Consider the following 19,737-nt stretch of genomic DNA (forward strand, 5'->3'; position numbering starts at 1 on the left):
CGTCAGCTTAAATGATCCCTCGCCCGGATACAAAAAAGAAGCCCGGCGAGAAACTCACCGGGCTTCCTAAGCTAAATCAGTTAATTAGTTATTTACCGGGATCACCGCGCCTTTGTACTTGGTGCGGATCCAGTCCTGAATCTCTTTGGAGTGCAGCACGTTCACCAGCGCAACGATATCTTTCTTCTTCTCGTCACCGCGATGCACGGTAATGATATTGGCATACGGGTTGTTTTCACCGCTCTCAACTGCAATCGGGTCGTGAACCGGATCCAGACCGGCGTCAATCGCGTAGTTGGCGTTGATCACAACCGCCGCGCCTTCATCGTTGTTATACATCTGCGGCAGCAGAGACGCTTCCACGTTAGGGGTGAACTGCAGCTTTTTCGGGTTCTCCACGATGTCGCTGATGCGCGCGGTCACTTTGTCGATGCCAGGCTTCAGCTTGATCACCCCTTCTTTTTCGAAGATAGAGAGAATACGTCCCTCTTCAGAAACGGCATCACGCATGATGATTTTGCCGCCTTCCGGCAGGTCTTTCAGCGACTTGTATTTTTTGGAGTAGATGCCGATGGGCTCGATGTGGATCGCGCCTGCGCTGACAAAATCATAGTCCTTATCGCCTTCGTGATCTTTCAGCACGCTGTTCAGGTAAGGGATGTGCTGGAAGTAGTTCGCGTCAATGTCATGACCCGCCAGGGCAGTGTTGGGCAGAATGTAGTCCTGGAACGGTTTGATCTCCAGGTCGATACCCTGCTTCGCCAGAATCGGCTTTGCCTGCTCGAGAATTTCAGCATGTGGCGTATTCGACGCGCCCACGGTGAGGGTGTCAGCCCATGAGGCAAAGCTCAGGGCGCTGAGGGTTGCTGCGGCGATCAGTGTCAGTGTCTTTTTCATGATGATGGTTCCTGTGTGTATTTATTAGCGTTTATCTAACAGTGAGGTAATGATGTCGCCGCAGAACTGGATAACAAAAACGATGATCAAAATGGTCACCGTTGCCACCAGCGTGACGTCACCATGGTTGCGCTGGAATCCTTCCAGATAAGCCAGATTTCCCAACCCACCGGCGCCAATCACCCCGGCCATTGCGCTGTAGCTCACCAGCGCAATCAGCGTCACCGTAATACCAGAAACCAGTGCGGGTGATGATTCCGGCAGTAAAACCCGAAACACTAAGGTGCTCAGTCGTGCCCCCATTGAGCGCGTTGCTTCTATGACCCCTTTGTCCACTTCGCGCAGGGCGATCTCCACCAGGCGGGCGTAGAACGGTGCGGCGCCCACAATCAGGGCAGGCAGTGCCGCGTTAGCTCCCAGGATGGTGCCAACAACGGTCTTGGTGAACGGGATCAGCAAAACAATCAGAATGATGAACGGGATAGAGCGGAACACGTTCACCACAATTGAAATGACGCTATAGACCGTGCGGTTGTGGAACAATCCGCCGCGGGCGGTTAAAAACAGCGCCAGACCCAGTACGATCCCCAGCACAAAGGTCGCCACACCGGAGAGCGCGGTCATGTACAGCGTCTCAAGCGTTGCCGCCCAGAGCTGATCCCACTTCAGGTGCGGAAAGAGATTCTCAGCCATGTTTAATCACCTCGCCTTCAATATCGCTGTGCTTCAGGTCGGCGAGGATATTGTTCAGTTGTTCATCGGATGCCACCACGTGTACCCACAGTTGGCCAAACACGCCGTGCGCCGTCTGGGTCATTTTTCCGTGCAGAATGTTAAACGGCAGGCCGTAGCGCAGCGTCAATTCACCCACAATCGGTTTATGTGTGCTGTGCCCGGTGAAGGTCAGACGGATGACCGTCCCTTCCAGATCGTTTGCCAGCTCGGTATTAAAGGTCTCTTCCTCGGCGTACTGGCTCACCTGGCGGACAAACTGCTGCGTAATCGGCTGCTGCGGATGGGTAAAAACGCTCAGCACGTCGCCCTCTTCCACCACTTTACCGTTCTCCATCACCGCCACCCGGTCACAGATTTTGCGCACCACGTGCATCTCGTGGGTGATGAGGACGATGGTCAGCCTGAAACGACGGTTTATGTCCAGCAGCAGATCGAGGATCTGATCGGTGGTCTGTGGGTCGAGCGCAGAGGTGGCTTCGTCACAGAGCAATACATCCGGGTTGTTCGCCAGCGCACGCGCAATGCCCACGCGCTGCTTTTGCCCGCCGCTCAGCTGCGACGGATACGCATTTTCGCGGCCTTTCAGCCCGACCAGTTCCACCAGCTCGGCCACGCGGGCCTGAATCCTGGCCTTTGGCACCCCGGCGATCTGCATCGAAAAGGCAATGTTTTCCGCTACCGTTCGCGACCACAGCAGGTTGAAGTGCTGGAACACCATGCTGATCTTCAGACGCGCCTGTCGCAGCGCTTCCCCCTTTGCGGCAGAAATGTCCTGACCGTTAATGGTCACGCTGCCGCTGCTCGGTTTTTCCAGGCCATTTAACAGGCGGATAAGCGTACTTTTCCCCGCGCCGCTGTAGCCAATAATGCCGTATATCTGTCCCTGCTCAATCGTCAGATTGACGTTATCAACGGCCGTGAGCGCCACCTTGCCATTGTCAAAGACCTTCGAAATATTGCTGAGAACAATCATTCTTATTCGTTATCCGTTCGCCCTGGCGGTTTAGAAGTATGGATGTCCAAACGATAGTAATCAGCCGTTACTTGCTTTTAAATGAACAAAAAAGCATGTGTTATAACCAGAGGGAATAAACACTGCCTGTCGCGGGCGGGACCCGTTTAGACCAATTTCAGCAATGTTTTTCTGCACGATGCATATGTCAGAGACGACCCACGCCAAAAACGCGCATTTTTTCAACATATTCTGTTGATATAGCCATCCTCACATCCGGAGCACTTTACGTCTTGCTATCCTGACATCCAAAAACACCATTTATATTCTTTTCTGTTCTAAAAAGCAGAGATTCGTTCTTTCTTGCGAAATTTTCACCGCCCTATCATCCCGTCATGACCTCCTGAAAGGAAAACCCCATGACGATTTACCACTCCGTCACTGAACTGATTGGCCAAACACCGGTTATCCAGCTGCATAAACTGGACACCGGCCTCTGCTCGCTGTTTCTGAAACTGGAGAACCAGAACCCGGGTGGCTCTATAAAGGACCGCGTGGCGCTGTCGATGATTAATGAAGCGGAGCGCACCGGCCAGCTGCAGCCGGGCGGCACGATTATTGAGGCCACGGCGGGGAATACCGGCCTGGGTCTGGCCCTGATCGCCGTCCAGAAAGGCTATTCGCTGATCCTGGTGGTACCGGACAAAATGAGCCGCGAGAAAATCTTCCACCTTCGCGCGCTGGGTGCCCAGGTGGTACTGACGCGTTCGGACGTCAATAAGGGCCATCCCGCCTATTACCAGGATTACGCCCGGCGTCTGGCGAGTGAACTGCCCGGCGCGTTTTACATCGACCAGTTCAACAACGAAGCCAATCCGCTGGCGCACCGTACCACCACCGCGCCGGAGCTGTTTGAACAGCTTAACGGCAGGATCGACGCCATCGTGGTGGGCGTGGGATCAGGCGGCACGCTGGGTGGCCTGCAGGCGTGGTTCGCCGAACACTCGCCGCACACGGAGTTTGTCCTCGCAGACCCGGCAGGATCGGTTCTGGCCGACCAGGTGGAAACCGGACGCTACCGCGACGCGGGCTCCTGGCTGGTTGAGGGAATTGGCGAAGACTTTATTCCGCCACTGGCCCACATTGACGGGGTGAATCGCGCCTGGCGCATCACCGACCGCGACGCGTTCGCCACCGCGCGCGAGCTGCTGAAAACGGAAGGCATTCTGGCTGGCTCCTCCAGCGGAACCCTGCTGGCAGCCGCGCTGAAGTATTGCCAGGCACAGACCACGCCGAAACGCGTGGTGACCTTCGCCTGCGACAGCGGCAACAAATACCTCTCAAAGATGTTCAACGATGACTGGATGCGCCAGCAGGGGCTGATGTCTCGCCCGCAGGCAGGCGATCTCTCCGACTACATTGCGCTGCGCCACGACGAGGGCGCCACCGTCACCGCCGCCCCGGACGACACGCTTTCCACCGTACTGGCACGCATGCGCCTGTATGACATCTCGCAGCTGCCGGTGCTGGAGAACGGCAAGGTGGTGGGCATTATTGATGAGTGGGATCTGCTGCGCCACATTGGCGGCGACGGGGCTCGCTTTGCCCTCCCCGTCACGGCGGCCATGACGCAACAGGTGGAGATTCTCGATAAGCACGCGCCGGAAAGTGCCCTGCACGCCATCTTCGACCGCGGTCTGGTGGCGGTGATTAATGACAATGACCGTTTTCTGGGTCTGATCACCCGTAGCGACCTCCTCACCGCCTGGCGCAACCGTCTACAGCAATAAGGAAACAAAAATGAAAAATCTCGCCACGCTCAGCGTACACAGCGGCCAGGTTAACGATCAACACGGCGCGGTTATGCCGCCCATTTACGCCACCTCGACGTTTGCGCAACCGTCGCCGGGGGAGCATACCGGCTACGAATATTCCCGTAGCGGCAATCCTACCCGCCATGCGCTGGAAACCGCCATCGCCGAACTGGAAGGCGGCACGCGCGGCTATGCTTTTGCCTCCGGTCTGGCCGCCATTTCCACCGTACTGGAGCTGCTGGATAAAGACAGCCATATCGTCGCCATAGATGACGTCTATGGCGGCACCTACCGTCTGATTGAAAACGTGCGCAAGCGCAGCACCGGGCTGCGGGTCAGCTGGGTAAAGCCCGACGATCTGGCCGCGCTGGAAGCCGCCATTGGCCCCCAAACGCGCATGATCTGGGTGGAGACGCCGACTAACCCGCTGCTGAAACTGGCCGACCTGGCAGCCATCGGGGCCATTGCCCGCCGCCATAACGTGATAAGCGTGGCGGATAACACCTTCGCCTCCCCGGTCATTCACCGTCCGCTGGAGCTGGGTTTTGATATCGTGGTGCACTCCGCCACTAAATACCTGAACGGCCATTCCGACGTGGTAGCCGGGCTGGCGGTGGTGGGCGATAACCCGGCGCTGGCGGAACGGTTGGGTTATCTGCAAAACGCCATCGGCGGCGTGCTCGATCCCTTCAGCAGTTTTCTGACGCTGCGCGGAATGCGTACCCTGGCTCTGCGGATGGAAAAGCACAGCAGCAACGCGCTCGCGATTGCGCAATGGCTTGCGCAGCAGCCGCAGGTCGAAAAGGTGTTCTATCCGGGGCTGGATTCGCACCCGCACTATCAGCTCGCCCGCAGGCAAATGGCGCTGCCGGGCGGGATGATTTCCGTCGTGGTGAAAGGTGATGCGCAACGTGCGACGGAGGTGATCCGCAAGCTGAAGCTGTTCACCCTCGCAGAAAGTCTCGGCGGTGTGGAAAGCCTGGTGAGTCAGCCCTACAGCATGACCCACGCCTCTATTCCGCGCGAGCAGCGTCTGGCTAACGGCATTGTGCCGCAGCTAATCCGCCTGTCCGTGGGGATCGAAGAGGCAGACGATCTGATTGCCGATCTGAGTCAGGCGCTGGAAAAATAAGCAAAAGGCGGCAGGGCCCTCGCCTGCCGCCATAAGATGTCATTATGCCTTAACGCATTGATAACAATATTATGTGAAACTGCACAGATTATTTCTGAAACACCGTTTCCATTTTCCTTTTATCTTAAAATCAGCGTATAATGCGCGCCAAATCCCTGGTGAATGGTTTCAGCGCTTGGAATACAAAAAACAACGTACAACTTCTCCTCTCCTTCGTTGGGCTGTCACTCAGGCACACTTTCTTCTGCACGCTCATTTGATGTCTCCTATCCTTAGTGCGTGTCATATACTCTTTTGCAACACAGGTTTGACTCCGCGGCGGTGCGCCCCCGGAGCGAGATTTCCATATCCTTCCCAACTTAAAGACTAAGACTGTCATGAAAAAGACGAAAATTGTTTGTACCATCGGCCCGAAAACCGAATCTGAAGAGATGCTGACCAAAATGCTGGACGCCGGCATGAACGTTATGCGTCTGAACTTCTCTCACGGTGACTACGCTGAACATGGTCAGCGTATCCAGAACTTGCGCAACGTCATGAGCAAGACCGGTAAAAAAGCCGCCATCCTGCTGGATACCAAAGGTCCTGAAATCCGCACCATCAAACTGGAAGGCGGTAACGACGTCTCCCTGAAAGCGGGCCAGACCTTCACCTTCACCACTGACAAGTCTGTGGTCGGTAACAGCGAAATCGTTGCGGTAACCTATGAAGGCTTCACCAGCGATCTGTCTGTGGGTAACACCGTGCTGGTAGACGATGGTCTGATCGGAATGGAAGTCACCTCCATCGAAGGCAACAAAGTCATCTGTAAAGTGCTGAACAACGGCGACCTGGGCGAAAACAAAGGCGTTAACCTGCCAGGCGTTTCCATCGCGCTGCCAGCACTGGCTGAAAAAGACAAGCAAGACCTGATCTTCGGCTGCGAGCAAGGCGTTGATTTCGTTGCTGCCTCCTTCATCCGTAAACGTTCCGACGTGGTTGAAATCCGTGAGCACCTGAAAGCGCACGGCGGCGAGAAGATCCAGATCATCTCCAAAATCGAAAACCAGGAAGGCCTGAATAACTTCGACGAAATCCTCGAAGCGTCTGACGGTATCATGGTTGCGCGTGGCGACCTGGGTGTTGAAATCCCGGTTGAAGAAGTGATCTTCGCGCAGAAGATGATGATCGAGAAATGTGTCCGCGCACGTAAAGTGGTTATCACTGCCACCCAGATGCTGGACTCCATGATCAAAAACCCACGTCCAACCCGCGCAGAAGCAGGCGACGTGGCGAACGCCATCCTCGACGGTACTGATGCCGTCATGCTGTCTGGCGAATCTGCGAAAGGTAAATATCCGCTGGAAGCGGTGTCCATCATGGCCACCATCTGCGAACGTACTGACCGCGTGATGACCAGCCGTCTGGACTTCAACAACGACAGCCGCAAACTGCGCATCACTGAAGCAGTCTGCCGCGGTGCGGTAGAAACGGCTGAGAAGCTGGAAGCGCCACTGATCGTGGTGGCAACGCAGGGCGGTAAATCTGCGCGTGCCGTACGTAAATACTTCCCGGATGCTACCATCCTGGCGCTGACCACCAATGAAACCACTGCGCGTCAGCTGGTGCTGAGCAAAGGTGTTGTTGCGCACCTGGTGAAAGAGATCGCCTCTACTGACGATTTCTACATTCAGGGTAAAGAACTGGCGCTGGAAAGCGGCCTGGCACAGAAAGGCGACGTGGTGGTAATGGTATCGGGTGCACTGGTACCGAGTGGTACAACCAATACCGCATCTGTTCACGTGCTGTAATAATGTTCAAACGAATTAGTTTTTGATAAAAAGCGTCCTTCGGGGCGCTTTTTTTATTCGTGGTATTAGCCAACTCTATTCAAAAAGCAAATCGGGTTTTTCTATTTAATCGCGATTTATGTAAGACGAATCCGATGAAAAATGCCTTTTTTAACATAGCTTTTTCGACAAAAATGCCGAATTCGTTGCTTCTTTGAGCGAACGATCAAAAATAGGCGTATTCCCATCAAAAAAATATTCTCAACCCAAAAAAGTTTGTGTAATACTTGTAACGCTACATGGAGATTAACTCAATCTAGAGGGTATTAATAATGAATCGTACTAAACTGGTACTGGGCGCGGTAATCCTGGGTTCTACTCTGCTGGCAGGTTGCTCCAGCAACGCTAAAATCGATCAGCTGTCTTCTGACGTTCAGACTCTGAACGCTAAAGTTGACCAGCTGAGCAACGACGTGAACGCAATGCGTTCCGACGTTCAGGCTGCTAAAGACGACGCAGCTCGCGCTAACCAGCGTCTGGACAACCAGGCTACTAAATACCGTAAGTAATAGTACCTGTTAATAAAATGGCGCACATTGTGCGCCATTTTTTTTGCCTGCGTCAAACATCCTACTGCGTCACCTTCTCGCCATCCTCTTCCGTTACCGCAGCAGAGACACGGCTGTTCTGCACGGACTGCACGTTGTTGCTGGCTGATGGGCCGTTAGCCGCCGATACGGCGACCGGGATCCCCGCCCGGCGCGACAAGGCTTTATCAATAAGCGCTTTATCACTTCCCGCCTGAGAAACAAACGAGGCAAAGTCAGCGGAATGGGTAATAGGTGTAATCTGCGGGTTTTCTCCCTCCACCTGCGCCAGCGGACGATGTACTTCAATATAGCGTTTGCCATCCGGCTCGACGGAGAACTTCACCGGCTCATTAATAATCTGCACCCGTGTGCCGACCCGCACCTGTTCGAACAGGGCTTTAATGTCCGGGGCATTCATGCGCATACAACCTGAACTCACCCGCAGACCAACGCTGTCCGGCGCACTGGTACCGTGGATGAGATATTCACCATTGCCCACGCCTAAACGCAGTGCAAAGCGTCCCAGCGGGTTATTTGGCCCGGCGGGTACGACCGGCGGCAATTTAATGCCCTGTTCCAGAGAGCGCGCTCTGATGCCCGGCGTCGGGGTCCAGGTTGGATTAGGGATCTTCTGACTCACGCGGGTCGTCGTGACCGGCGTCTCCAGCCCCAGCTGTCCAATCCCCAGCGGGAAAACCTGAACAATATTTCCCCCCGGCGGATAGTAGTAAAGCCGTAACTCGGCCAGGTTCACCACAATACCTTCGCGTGGCGTGTCCGGAAGCAGCATCTGGGATGGAATGGTAATCACCGTTCCCGGCGCAGGGTTTACCGGCGCAATGGTATTATTGGTTTCAAGGAGGAGCTGTGCCGCAGTATTAAACCGACGTGCGATGGTCTGAAGTTTGGTATCCCCTTCTTGTATTGTGTAGGTTTGATTTTGCCCAATCAGACGGCTGCCTGCGGGCGGTAACGGATAATCCATCGCACTGGCCGAATTAAGAGCGCCGAGCGAACCAAGGAGTAAGAGTGTTATTAGAGACGCGCGCTTCATGCTGAGATTCCTTATTCACTGACAGAACGCCAGAAAGCTGAAAAACCAGCGAGGCGGGAACCACCTCGCGAAACAGAATGAATGCTGTCCTGTAAGTCTAGCTAATGATTGCAGCTTTGGCGCGGATGGCGCGAATCATCGCTTCCAGCCCCTGGGAGCGGGACGGGGTGAGGTGTTGGGTCAGGGCCATTTTTTCAAACCACGGGCGCACATCAAAGGCGACAATATCCTGCGCGGACATCTGGTGGTAGAGAATAAAGACCACAGCGATAAGCCCTTTCACAATCGCGGCATCGCTGTCGCCGTGCAATTCAATCGTACCGTCGCCCTTTTGCTCCATCACAATCCACACCTGGCTCTGGCAGCCCTGAATAATATTATCCGGGTTATGCGCCGCTTCACTGAGCGGCGGCAAACGCTGCCCCAGCTCAATAATATAGAGATACTTTTCTTCCCAGTTTGCGCAACGTCCGAAGTTACGCAGTAATTTATCTTTGTCCGGCAACTCTGCCATTGTTCGCTTCTCCGTTAGCCCAGCAACTGGTGAATGCGTTTTAGCCCCGCCACCAGCCTGTCGACCTCTTCCGTTGTGTTGTACATTACCAGCGACGCGCGGCACATTGCCGGGACCTGATAAAATGCCATCAGCGGCATGGCACAGTGGTGCCCGGTACGCACGGCCACGCCATAGTTATCGAGGAAACTGCCCACATCATAGGCATGGTGTTTTCCCAGATTGAACGCAATCACGCCCTGCCGGTTGGCCGGGCCATACAGGGTCAACTCGGGCACACTGGCAAGCTCCTGCAGCGCGTAGTGCATCAGCATCTGCTCATACTCCTGGATGGCCTCAAGGCCAATGGAGGAGACATAAGAGAGAGCAGCCCCAAGCCCGATAATCCCGCCGGTGTTGGGCGTACCAGCCTCAAAACGCCACGGCGCGCGCGCGTAGGTGGTCCCTTCCGACAGGCTGACGGTGGCGATCATCGAGCCGCCCCCTTCCCACGGCGGCATGGCCTGCAAAATATCTTCTTTCACATACAACACGCCGATCCCGGTTGGCCCATAAAGCTTATGCCCGGAGAAGACGTAAAAATCGCAGTCCAGCGCCTGAACATCCACCGCGTGATGCATCACCGCCTGAGCGCCATCAATCAGGACCTTCGCGCCCGCCCGGTGGGCTTTTTCGACGATCTCTGCCACCGGGTTTTCAGTGCCCAGCACGTTAGAGACCTGGGTTATCGCCACCAGCCGCGTGCGGTCGTCCAGCAGGGCATCAAGGTGCTCAAGCTGAAGCGTGCCATCCTGATTCAACGGGATCACCCGTAGCGCAGCACCCACACGCTCACAGAGCATCTGCCACGGCACGATATTGGCGTGGTGTTCCATCTCGGTGATGATGATGTTATCGCCCGCGTGGACCTGCGCACTGCCCCAGCTGTTGGCGACAAGGTTGATCCCTTCCGTCGTGCCGCGCACAAACACCAGTTCTTCCGGCGATCGCGCATTCAGAAAATCGGCCACCTGGGTGCGGACGTTCTCCATACGCTGGGTCGCCTCTGCGCTCAGCGTATGAATACCGCGATGCACGGCGGCGTAACCGTGGCGGTAGAATTCGGCTTCTGCATCCACCACCTGATTCGGTTTTTGCGCGCTGGCAGCGCTGTCGAGATAGGCCAGCGGCAGTCCATTCACTTCACGGGTCAGAACCGGGAAATCGGCCCGTACTTTCTCTACGGGAAAACTCATGCTTCGCCTCCAGGCAGACGCTGACCAATACGGGCCAGCACCTGCTGTTTTAACAGGCCATCATCCAGCGCCTCCGTCAGCTCTGCGGCAAAGGCGTAGATAATCATTTTCTGCGCCGCCTGCTGGTCAATACCGCGCGAACGCAGATAGAACATCTGTTCATCGTCAATGCGCCCGACCGTGGCGCCGTGGCTGCATTTGACGTCGTCGGCATAGATCTCCAGCTGCGGCTTGGTGTCCACTTCTGCCAGGCGCCCCAGCAGCAGGTTGTTGTTGGTCATCTGCCCGTCGGTCTTAATGGCGTGTTGCGCCACATTGATCAGACCGTTAAACACCGCGCGGCCTTTGTCGCTGACAATGGTTTTGTGCAGCTGGCGGCTGTTGCAGTAGCCTTTGTTGTGCTCAAGCCAGGTCCGCGTATCACACACTTCCGATTTGACCGGCATCGCCAGGCTGTTGATGCGCAGGGTGGTGTTCTCGCCGTTAAGCTGCGTGCTGGTATTGTGACGCAGTACCGCGCCCCCCAGCAGGAAGCTGTGGCTGTATGCCGCTGCATCTTGTCCAAGCAGGATATCGTTATGCGCAAAGTGGTGACTCTGCGGGTTCTCGAATGCCAGCTTGATATGGTGCAGCTGAGCGTTGGCGGCGACATTCATCGTCAGGCGCGCCCCGGTAAAGTGGCGGGTATCGTTGAGGCTGACGTAATGTTCAATAATCGTGGCTTCCGCCCCCTCCGCCAGTTCCAGATGGTGGCGATAGTGCGCAGTATTGATTTCATCGCCGTCCAGGCCCTGGGTGATGTGCATCAGCAGCAGCGGTTTCGCCGGGCGCTGGTTTCGCTTCACGTGAATCTGCGTCACACTCTGCGCCAGGCTCTCGGTAAGGTGCAGAAAGACCTCCGGCTGCACGGGTGCCGTCAGGCTCTGGCGCTCATCATTAATGGCGATCGTATAACCGCTCTCGTCGGTGCTGTCGCTCAGATCAGGACGGAACTGTCCGTCGACAAACACCAGGCGCAGGGCACCCACATTCAGCGCCAGTGCATCGCGCTGCGTCGGTGTGATATCCGCCCGTTGCGAGACAAATTCAGCGTTCAGCAGGCCCTCAAGCGGCGTGTACTTCCAGTTCTCATGTTTACGCGTGGGTAAACCGAGGCGCAGCATCTGTTGCAGGTGCTGTTGTGCCTGCTCAGAACGCCTTCCGCCCTGCGCTTCAAACAGGCGGTGCCACTGCTGGAGCGCATTACTGCTGTTCGGTAAGCCAGCCATAACCCTGCTCCTCCAGTTGTTTGACCAGCGTGAAATCACCGGATTTCACAATGCGCCCCTGGTAAAGCACGTGGACGTAATCCGGTTTGATGTAGTCAAGAATACGCTGATAGTGGGTGACGATAATGAATGACCGTTTGCCGTCGCGCAGAGAATTCACCCCGTCGGCGACAATCTTGAGGGCATCGATATCCAGACCGGAATCGGTCTCATCCAGAATGCACAGTTCAGGTTCAAGCACCGCCATCTGCAGAATGTCGTTGCGCTTCTTCTCGCCGCCGGAGAAACCGACGTTCACCGAGCGGGTCAGCAGATCTTCCGGCATTTTCAGCAGCTTGATCTTCTCTTCCATCAGGTCCTGAAAATCAAAACGATCCAGCGCCTCCAGGCCACGGTATTTACGTACCGCGTTGAGCGCCGTTTGCAGGAAGAACTGATTACTGACGCCCGGAATTTCGACCGGATACTGGAAAGCCATAAAGATGCCCTCCCCCGCGCGCTCTTCCGGCGACATCTCCAGCAAATCTTTGCCGTTAAACTCCACCGAGCCGTTGGTCACTTCGTAATCTTCGCGTCCCGCCAGCGTCGCTGAAAGCGTACTTTTCCCGGAGCCATTCGGCCCCATAATGGCGTGGACTTCACCCGGCTTGACGTCAAAATTGAGACCACGCAGGATGGCTTTGTCTTCCACGCTAACCTGTAAATCTTTAATACTTAACATGTGCTTTCCTTAACCGACGCTGTGTTCAAGACTAATGGCGAGGAGTTTCTGGGCTTCAACGGCAAATTCCAGCGGCAGTTCAGAGAACACGTCCTTACAGAAGCCGTTGACAATCATCGAGATGGCATCTTCTTCACTGATCCCGCGCTGCAGGCAGTAGAAAAGCTGATCTTCCCCGATACGCGACGTTGTCGCCTCATGCTCAAGCTGGGCGCTGTTGTTGCGACACTCCACGTACGGGAAGGTATGCGCGCCGCAGTCTGCGCCAATCAGCATGGAGTCACACTGGGTAAAGTTTCGCGCGTTGGTGGCCGTAGGCATGATTTTCACCAGCCCGCGATAGCTGTTCTGGCTGTGTCCGGCGGAAATACCTTTTGAGATGATGGTCGATTTGGTGTTTTTACCAATGTGGATCATCTTGGTGCCGGTATCCGCCTGCTGATGGCCGCTGGTCAGCGCAACGGAATAAAACTCGCCGATGGAGTTATCCCCGCGCAAAATACAGCTCGGATACTTCCAGGTAATGGCCGAGCCGGTTTCAGACTGGGTCCAGGACATCTTGCTGTTTTCGCCTTCGCACAGCGCACGCTTGGTGACGAAGTTGAGGATACCGCCGGTATTACCGTCGCCCGGGAACCAGTTCTGCACCGTGGAGTATTTCACTTCGGCGTCTTTATGGATGATGACTTCAACCACCGCGGCGTGGAGCTGATAGCTGTCGCGCACCGGCGCGGAACACCCTTCGATGTAGCTGACGTAGCTTCCTTCGTCCGCCACCAGAATGGTGCGCTCGAACTGGCCGGTCTTTTCCGCGTTGATGCGGAAATAGGTCGACAGCTCCATTGGACAACGTACCCCTTTCGGCACGTAGATGAAGGTGCCGTCTGAGGCGACCGCTGCGTTGAGCGCCGCGAAGAAGTTGTCGTTAGACGGCACCACGGTGCCAATGTACTTTTTCACCAGTTCCGGGTGATCGTGGATCGCTTCGCCGAAAGAGCAGAAAATGATCCCCTGTTCCGCCAGCTTCTCACGGTAGGTGGTTGCCACCGAGACAGAGTCAAAAATGGCGTCCACCGCCACCTCTTTCCCTTCGCGAACCGGCACGCCAAGCTGGTTAAACGCCTCTTCCACCTCTTTACTCAGGAAGCTATTATCCGCCCCGGTTTGCTGTACCGCGCCGGGCTGCGAGGCGCAGGTGTCGTCACAGCTGCCGCAGGAAGGTGCAGAGTAGTAGCTGTAATCCTGATAATTTAACTTATCGTAGTGGGCTTTCAGCCAGTGCGGCTCTTCCATCTCCAGCCAGGCCCGATAAGCGCTCAGGCGGAATTCGAGCATCCATTCCGGCTCGTTACGTTTGGCTGAAATTGCGCGCACGACATCTTCGTTGATGCCCTTCGCCAGTTCATCAGTTTGCAGCTGGGTGAAGAACCCCTCTTTATAGTTGAGGTGTCCGCCGCTCCAGGTATTTACTTCACTCGTTGCTTCAGTATTACGAGACATAGTACCGCCTATACCCCAAAGCTTTCGCCGCAGCCACATTCGTTCTGGGCTTTCGGGTTATGAAATTTGAATAACTGGTTTAAACCTTCACGCACGTAGTCCACTTCGGTTCCGTCGATAAACGGCATCGCCTGAAGCGCGACATACAGTTTTGCGCCATCCGTTTCAAACACCAGATCATCTTTTTCGGGTTCGGTGACGGTGTCGAGCACATAACCAAACCCCGCGCAGCCGGTCTGCTTAACCCCTAAACGCACGCCGAGGATCTCTGGCTTTTTCGCCACCAGCTCATGAATATGTGCCGCCGCCGCTGGCGTGAGCGTTAAACCGCGCCAGGCGAAATCGGCAGGGTTAAAGGTTTCTGAATGCAGTTCCATAGGTCCACCTCATCTGATAAGCCATCAGGGCATAACACCATGTTAGTGATAACGATTATCACTTCAACCCTCTGACAGCAGGGGCATTAGGCTTAATCGCCCTTTTTGCCTGGTTTTATTAAGCATAGCCCCTGTGAGAGGATGCTGGCGGGATGGATTTAATTGTTCAATGCATTGATTAATAATGCATTTCGCTGCGGCGATCGTCTGATTAAAAGGAAAAACAAAATATGCATCGGAAATGCCTATTTTTGAGATAGCTTCTTTAATGGCGTACACACCATCATGTAGATGCGATTTAGTGCATAGAAAGATGGCCAGCCCATCCACTAACACAGCGAGATAGCACTTTTCGACAGTAAACAATCGAATAATTAGGGTCTTTTTCTGAAAACATACCCTAACTCTGGATCGCATAATTAATCGCTGTAGAATTAACCACACACATTTCAAGGACTTTGGGTGTTACATGGCGTTACAGGGAAAGATGATTCTAAACGGCGCAGATTACGCACCTTTCAATCTGTTTGGAGTGGGCGTGTTCATGGCGCATTCCGGGTTGGGGGCCAGCAGAAACAATGCCAGTTGCGGGCATGTCGCAAACACTGGTTCTATCCCCCCAGGAAAATACTGGATTGTAGATCGCAGGGAAGGCAATTGGTTTTCGCAAAAAAAAGAAGAGATTCACGATATAGCTAATAGATTTGTTGGCCGAAATGCTTTTGGTAAATCTGACTGGTTTGCTTTGTGGCGTGAAGACTGGGGCATTGATGATTACACATGGATAGAAAGCGTAAAACGTGGAAATTTTCGACTGCATCCCGGTACGGTTTCAAAAGGATGCATAACTATCGCCAATATGTCTGATTTTGCGATGATTCGTAACGCCCTAATGAGTACATCACTTATTCAGGTTCCATGCATGCGGTCACTAATGGCGCGGGGATGGGTGGAGGTGGTAGCGGGTGGCTACGTTAAAAAACCTTGTATGTAGGGCAAGTAAAATTATTTATTTTCTCATTTTATTGCTTATTGTTGGTTATATGCTACCAGGACCTGAATTATATGTTGATTATGATTTAGCCAGAAAAACAGCAATGTTTATCAACGGAAATGAGAATGCAGAATCAATGTATGACGCCTATTCATTTATTGACTGGATTACAATGCTAATTATTATTAGCCCTTTTTATATTTTAACAATGAAGTTAATCAAAAAAATAAGGAGAAAATAAAATGCCTATACCTCCATATATGTGGCTTAAAGACGATGGCGGTGCAGATATCAAAGGATCTGTTGACGTACAAGATCGTGAAGGAAGTATTGAAATTATCGGCCTGAGCCACGGTATAAATTTACCCGTTGACAGCGCAAACGGCAAAATCACCGGCACCCGCCAGCACTCATCCATGATGATTGAAAAAGAGGTTGATAGTTCTACGCCATATCTTTACAAGGCTGCAGCAACCGGGCAGACGCTGAAAAGCGCAGAAATCAGGTTTTACCATATCAATGATGCAGGCCAGGAGGTTTGCTATTACACCGTTCTTATGGAGAATGTGAAACTAACTGGCGTCCATTGCAGCGTTCCGAATATAAAACTGGCTGGCAACGATAAAATGAATCACATTGAAAGCGTCAGCATTCAATATGAAAAAATCACCTGGAGAATTATTGACGGCAATATTCAATTTTCAGATGCATGGAATGAGCGCCACACAAGCTGAGTATTTTTGTGGGGAAAGGGACAAAAAAGAAAAAGGCCCTCAAGGCCTCTGATGATTAATGATGAAAGGCGACGGAAAAACCTTGTTCACGCCAGTGATCGAGCTGTTCCTGCTGACGGGGCGTGGGCGATTTTCCCGTCCAGACAAAGAGTTTCTGCCCGGGGAAGAGTTCGGGACGCGGTGAATCAATCGGCTCTGCCAGCACGTCGATATGCCAGCCCTTATTGGCTAAGCGCGCGGCTTCAAGCCACAGATGAGTGCGGTCGTCGCACTCCCAACCGATGAGCAACGCATCTTTACCAGCTTTTTTACGCGATTCTGCCAGGCTTGCCACGGCGAATTCGATCAGCACACCATCAAACAGGCTCGCCATATGGCGCACCGTATTTTGATCCTGATTCATGCGCTGCCTTACGGGGGTAATAATGTTGTCGATCAGCGCATCCATGGCGTGATCGCGGCGAAACTCGCCAATTTTTGCGCGCAGTTTTGCCGGGCTGGCATAGCGCAAAACGGTCATCATCTCTTCCTGGAAAGCGGCCCAGTTACCCTGGGTCATCACTTCCTTGTTCTCCAGCAAGGCTTTTACTTTCCCCACCGAAACGCCTGATTTCATCAGACGTTTGATCTCTTCAATACGCAGGATATCCTCGTCGTCGAACTGACGATGCCCCCCTTCGCTGCGCTGCGGCTTCAACAAACCATAACGGCGCTGCCAGGCACGCAGCGTAACGGGGTTGATACCGCATCGTTCGGCGACTTCGCCGATACTGTAATAGGCCATTAACTCCCTCACGCTCAATACTTCCATACCCAACCACAGCAACCTTATCAGATTGTACAAGCTATTTGTATAACTAAGACCTCAGTTTGAAACAGGTGAATGGTGAGGACACCATCCACGCCGTTAACTCTATTGTTGTCTAAATTCCACCTTACGTACAGTTAACTCTGCCAAAGGTTGTACAGCTTTATCACAATCCAGACTTTTTCTCGGGCCACGAAATTGCCGGAATGCCGCCATGTCGGGGGCTGGCAAACAGGTGTCCCTGGAACTGGGAAATTCCCGCAGATTCCAGCCACATCCACTCCTCAGCCTTCTCTACGCCAACGGCGCAGAACTGAATTTCCAGCGAGGAACAGCACTTGATAATCGCCTGAATGATGGCCTGACGCGGACCGCTTTTATGCACATCCAGCACCAGATCGCGATTAATCTTAATTCTGTCCGGCTGGAACTGGGCCAGCAACTGCAGCCCGGCAAAACCGGCCCCGAAGTGATCGATCGTCACGCTGATACCGGCACTTTTTAACTGCCGGACCGAATGGGTAAACTCATCGAAGCGCGAGATGGCTTCACTTTCGGTGAATTCCACCACAATTTGCTCCGGCACAAAGCCGTTCGCGTCGATAGCGGTGAGCAGGAAATCGACGGCATGCGGGACATTGACCAGCGTCATGGGCAACAGGTTAATCGACAGCGTCTGATTCTGTAGCCCCAGCGCACTGGCCATGGAGAGCGCAACCTGTTTGCTGTGCAAATCTGCTGCGTAGACCTCTTCATGCGGAAGCGCCGCAAAATAGGCCCGTGGCGAGTCGCCGGATGGCGTGCGCAGCAGTGCCTCCCAGGAGACCACCTCCTGCATAAAGGGATCCACAATCGGCTGAAATGCAAAGCTGCAGTCCGCCCCTTTTGCTACCACCGGCGGTTGCGCGGATAACGGCGTCTCCTCGGGGATAAAATCCCAGGTATCGGCGGGCGGCAATTCAAAATAGTTGGCCTTCTCCGTTGCCTCAACGAACGTGCGGAAGAACTGCAGCGGACGATCGTTATAGGTCAGCTGATAGCGGGTCGTGCCCTTATTAAGCACCTGCTGAAGAACATCTTCCCGGTCGAAGTGACGCAAATCAAAGAGCTCCATCCCAACATTGCCAAAACGCCGGGAAGGTCCGTGATCGCGCATCAGTTCCACCACATTGTGGTGACGCGGATCACGGCAGATCTGCTCATAAATGGCGGTCACGTTTTCGACTGGCCCTTCGAGCAACTGAAAAAAGTGCGTGCCGTTAAACAATAGGATCCCCGTGACGTCGGATTGTCGGTTTTTACTATCTGCAGCAGCGACCATGGTTTCCAGCGCTTTCACCGGAACGTCATCGCAGATATGGCTGCGGTATATGATGGTTGTCAGCATGCTTTTCCTGGAGGGGTTAGGGGTTTGGCCACGAAAACGCGTGGATAGAGTTCTGTTATAGCATATTAATTGTCAGGCAAATAATTTACGTCTCAATGATTTAGGACGTTTATGACCCGAATTTTCGATGTTGTACAACTTAACCACGACGCTTCAAGTTGTACAATATATTCTGTTACGATACCGTTACAAACTCCATCAATAACCCTCTGAAATATAAAATGTTTATAAAATATATCATAAAATATTTAAAAATCTGTACATTTTTAATGTACAGATTTGGGATTTGTGTATACCTTAAATGTAACGTTAGTGATTACTAAATTTTACAGGAGCGAAACATGCAACAGAACGGTTACGTCGCAGATTCTGCCGCCGCTATTGCGCAGTACTTCGAAAAAGCCGCGCTTCCAACGCAACAGGAAACGCTGGGTGAAGTTGTGGTTGAAATTCTTAGCGACGGGCGAAACCTCAACCGCAAGTCGCTCTGCACCAAACTCTTAAGTCGCCTCGAAAAGGCCGAAGGGCCGGAAGAGGAACAGCATTACCACATGCTGCTTGGTTTGCTCTTCGAACGGTAACGTTATGAATCGCAGTGACGCTGAAAGACTCACAGACCAGCTTATCGGTGAAGCCGTGCTTTCCCTCCTGAAAGAACGGGGGCCACTGACGACCGATTCTCTGGTACAGCGTCTGCGTAAAATGCAAATACATGAAAAGGATCCCCGGCGGCGGGAGACACTGGCGAGGGTGATAGCCGACATCGGCTCAAAAAACAGCGCCTTTATACGTCGCAGAACCGCGCAAGGACGACCAATCAGAGAGGGTTCTCTCAAGGATAACAGAGACAATGTAGTGCCGTTATTTGGTGATGGAAAACCGTCCAATCCCAGGAAAATACATTGACTGCAATTTAACAGCTACGGTGAGAACAAATGAGACAGAATATTCAGCCACAACCCGAATACCATTCGGCTTTTCTGGACAGCGCTTTGTCGGAGTATTTCCGCCACGCTGGCGATCGTTTTGCTGAAGAATCCGCGATTTTTTCTACTGCAGTACGTTGTGTCCTGGCCACGGAAGGTCACCTTACCAATAAAGCGATCATTCTCTGGCTGATCCAGACGCTGGAAGCGACGGATGACGTGGTTCAGGCCGACGTCATTCGTAAAACGCTGGAAATTGTTGTGGGTTACACAATGGACGACCTTTAAAATTAGCTAACGTGTCATCGTCATAACTGTCGACCAGCCTGA

At 53.5% G+C, this 19,737-nt stretch carries 22 protein-coding genes; 10 read left to right on the forward strand and 12 right to left on the reverse strand.

The genetic code is table 11. The features are described from left to right. Window positions 1-84: 84 nt before the first annotated feature. The 3 genes from APU11_RS09600 to APU11_RS09610 are packed head-to-tail and all read right to left on the reverse strand — an operon-like array spanning window position 85 to window position 2,605. The gene (locus APU11_RS09600) at window positions 85-897 is read right to left on the reverse strand and encodes a MetQ/NlpA family ABC transporter substrate-binding protein (protein WP_013096945.1); all 813 of its coding nucleotides are present in this window, start codon (window positions 895-897) and stop codon (window positions 85-87) included. Window positions 898-921: 24 nt separating this feature from the next. Beyond that, the gene (locus tag APU11_RS09605; protein WP_013096946.1) at window positions 922-1,590 is read right to left on the reverse strand and encodes a methionine ABC transporter permease; all 669 of its coding nucleotides are present in this window, start codon (window positions 1,588-1,590) and stop codon (window positions 922-924) included. Further along, on the reverse strand, window positions 1,583-2,605 hold the full coding sequence (locus APU11_RS09610; protein ID WP_020688322.1) for an ATP-binding cassette domain-containing protein: 1,023 nt from the start codon (window positions 2,603-2,605) through the stop codon (window positions 1,583-1,585). The genes APU11_RS09605 and APU11_RS09610 overlap by 8 nt, the downstream gene beginning before the upstream one ends. 398 nt (window positions 2,606-3,003) lie before the next feature. On the opposite strand from APU11_RS09610, the gene APU11_RS09615 reads away from it, so the two are divergent. The 4 genes from APU11_RS09615 (at window position 3,004) to lpp (ending at window position 7,868) form a co-directional block, all read left to right on the forward strand. Then, a complete protein-coding gene (locus APU11_RS09615) occupies window positions 3,004-4,374 on the forward strand; it encodes a pyridoxal-phosphate dependent enzyme (RefSeq protein WP_058651510.1) in 1,371 nt (456 codons plus the stop codon). Window positions 4,375-4,384: 10 nt separating this feature from the next. After that, window positions 4,385-5,530, forward strand: coding sequence for a PLP-dependent aspartate aminotransferase family protein (locus APU11_RS09620; protein WP_029883873.1), 1,146 nt, complete (start codon window positions 4,385-4,387; stop codon window positions 5,528-5,530). Between the two features lie 377 nt (window positions 5,531-5,907). Continuing rightward, the gene (gene pykF / locus APU11_RS09625; protein WP_058651509.1) at window positions 5,908-7,320 is read left to right on the forward strand and encodes a pyruvate kinase PykF; all 1,413 of its coding nucleotides are present in this window, start codon (window positions 5,908-5,910) and stop codon (window positions 7,318-7,320) included. Between the two features lie 311 nt (window positions 7,321-7,631). Further along, window positions 7,632-7,868: a murein lipoprotein Lpp gene (gene lpp / locus APU11_RS09630; RefSeq protein WP_001082307.1), complete on the forward strand. Its 237-nt coding sequence runs from the start codon at window positions 7,632-7,634 to the stop codon at window positions 7,866-7,868. Window positions 7,869-7,929: 61 nt separating this feature from the next. Here the strand turns inward: lpp and APU11_RS09635 are convergent, their stop codons facing one another. From APU11_RS09635 to sufA, 7 genes are all read right to left on the reverse strand, one after another. Next, window positions 7,930-8,943 carry a L,D-transpeptidase family protein gene (locus APU11_RS09635; RefSeq protein ID WP_040019821.1) on the reverse strand — a complete coding sequence of 338 codons (1,014 nt, stop codon included), beginning with the start codon at window positions 8,941-8,943 and terminating at the stop codon, window positions 7,930-7,932. Between the two features lie 97 nt (window positions 8,944-9,040). Beyond that, window positions 9,041-9,457: a cysteine desulfuration protein SufE gene (sufE, locus tag APU11_RS09640; RefSeq protein WP_013096952.1), complete on the reverse strand. Its 417-nt coding sequence runs from the start codon at window positions 9,455-9,457 to the stop codon at window positions 9,041-9,043. Between the two features lie 14 nt (window positions 9,458-9,471). After that, a complete protein-coding gene (sufS, locus tag APU11_RS09645; RefSeq protein ID WP_058651508.1) occupies window positions 9,472-10,692 on the reverse strand; it encodes a cysteine desulfurase SufS in 1,221 nt (406 codons plus the stop codon). Continuing rightward, window positions 10,689-11,960 carry a Fe-S cluster assembly protein SufD gene (gene sufD / locus APU11_RS09650; protein ID WP_058651507.1) on the reverse strand — a complete coding sequence of 424 codons (1,272 nt, stop codon included), beginning with the start codon at window positions 11,958-11,960 and terminating at the stop codon, window positions 10,689-10,691. The genes sufS and sufD overlap by 4 nt, the downstream gene beginning before the upstream one ends. Further along, on the reverse strand, window positions 11,935-12,681 hold the full coding sequence (gene sufC / locus APU11_RS09655; RefSeq protein ID WP_013096955.1) for a Fe-S cluster assembly ATPase SufC: 747 nt from the start codon (window positions 12,679-12,681) through the stop codon (window positions 11,935-11,937). The genes sufD and sufC overlap by 26 nt, the downstream gene beginning before the upstream one ends. A gap of 9 nt (window positions 12,682-12,690) precedes the next feature. Further along, window positions 12,691-14,181: a Fe-S cluster assembly protein SufB gene (sufB, locus tag APU11_RS09660; RefSeq protein ID WP_013096956.1), complete on the reverse strand. Its 1,491-nt coding sequence runs from the start codon at window positions 14,179-14,181 to the stop codon at window positions 12,691-12,693. 8 nt (window positions 14,182-14,189) lie between these two features. Further along, window positions 14,190-14,558, reverse strand: a complete 369-nt coding sequence (gene sufA, locus APU11_RS09665; RefSeq protein ID WP_008500631.1) for a Fe-S cluster assembly scaffold SufA — start codon at window positions 14,556-14,558, stop codon at window positions 14,190-14,192. A gap of 469 nt (window positions 14,559-15,027) precedes the next feature. Between sufA and APU11_RS09670 the strand changes: the two genes are divergently transcribed. From APU11_RS09670 to tssD, 3 genes are read left to right on the forward strand one after another with little or no spacing between them, the layout of a single operon-like run. Beyond that, entirely contained in the window at window positions 15,028-15,552 is a 525-nt protein-coding gene (locus APU11_RS09670) for a DUF2778 domain-containing protein (protein ID WP_058651506.1), read from the forward strand. Further along, the gene (locus tag APU11_RS09675; RefSeq protein ID WP_065180196.1) at window positions 15,524-15,793 is read left to right on the forward strand and encodes a hypothetical protein; all 270 of its coding nucleotides are present in this window, start codon (window positions 15,524-15,526) and stop codon (window positions 15,791-15,793) included. The genes APU11_RS09670 and APU11_RS09675 overlap by 29 nt, the downstream gene beginning before the upstream one ends. A 1-nt stretch (window position 15,794) precedes the next feature. Continuing rightward, on the forward strand, window positions 15,795-16,286 hold the full coding sequence (tssD, locus tag APU11_RS09680) for a type VI secretion system tube protein TssD (protein WP_058651504.1): 492 nt from the start codon (window positions 15,795-15,797) through the stop codon (window positions 16,284-16,286). Window positions 16,287-16,341: 55 nt separating this feature from the next. On the opposite strand, the gene APU11_RS09685 is transcribed toward tssD, so the two are convergent. Next, on the reverse strand, window positions 16,342-17,070 hold the full coding sequence (locus tag APU11_RS09685) for a MerR family transcriptional regulator (RefSeq protein WP_013096958.1): 729 nt from the start codon (window positions 17,068-17,070) through the stop codon (window positions 16,342-16,344). Between the two features lie 190 nt (window positions 17,071-17,260). After that, window positions 17,261-18,481 (reverse strand): diguanylate phosphodiesterase, encoded by a 1,221-nt coding sequence (locus tag APU11_RS09690; RefSeq protein ID WP_058651503.1) that lies wholly within the window; start codon window positions 18,479-18,481, stop codon window positions 17,261-17,263. 341 nt (window positions 18,482-18,822) lie between these two features. On the opposite strand from APU11_RS09690, the gene ycgZ reads away from it, so the two are divergent. Genes ycgZ through APU11_RS09705 form a run of 3 tightly spaced genes read left to right on the forward strand, consistent with a single transcriptional unit; the run spans window position 18,823 to window position 19,695 of the window. Beyond that, the gene (ycgZ, locus tag APU11_RS09695) at window positions 18,823-19,062 is read left to right on the forward strand and encodes a regulatory protein YcgZ (RefSeq protein WP_013096960.1); all 240 of its coding nucleotides are present in this window, start codon (window positions 18,823-18,825) and stop codon (window positions 19,060-19,062) included. A gap of 4 nt (window positions 19,063-19,066) precedes the next feature. Then, window positions 19,067-19,387: a hypothetical protein gene (locus tag APU11_RS09700; protein WP_029883869.1), complete on the forward strand. Its 321-nt coding sequence runs from the start codon at window positions 19,067-19,069 to the stop codon at window positions 19,385-19,387. 29 nt (window positions 19,388-19,416) lie between these two features. Beyond that, window positions 19,417-19,695 (forward strand): biofilm development regulator YmgB/AriR family protein, encoded by a 279-nt coding sequence (locus tag APU11_RS09705; RefSeq protein WP_013096961.1) that lies wholly within the window; start codon window positions 19,417-19,419, stop codon window positions 19,693-19,695. The last annotated feature ends 42 nt before the right edge of the window (window positions 19,696-19,737 follow it).

Origin of the sequence: Enterobacter sp. 50793107, from assembly GCF_001463365.1 — a bacterium.
Classification (GTDB): Bacteria; Pseudomonadota; Gammaproteobacteria; order Enterobacterales; family Enterobacteriaceae; genus Enterobacter; species Enterobacter cloacae.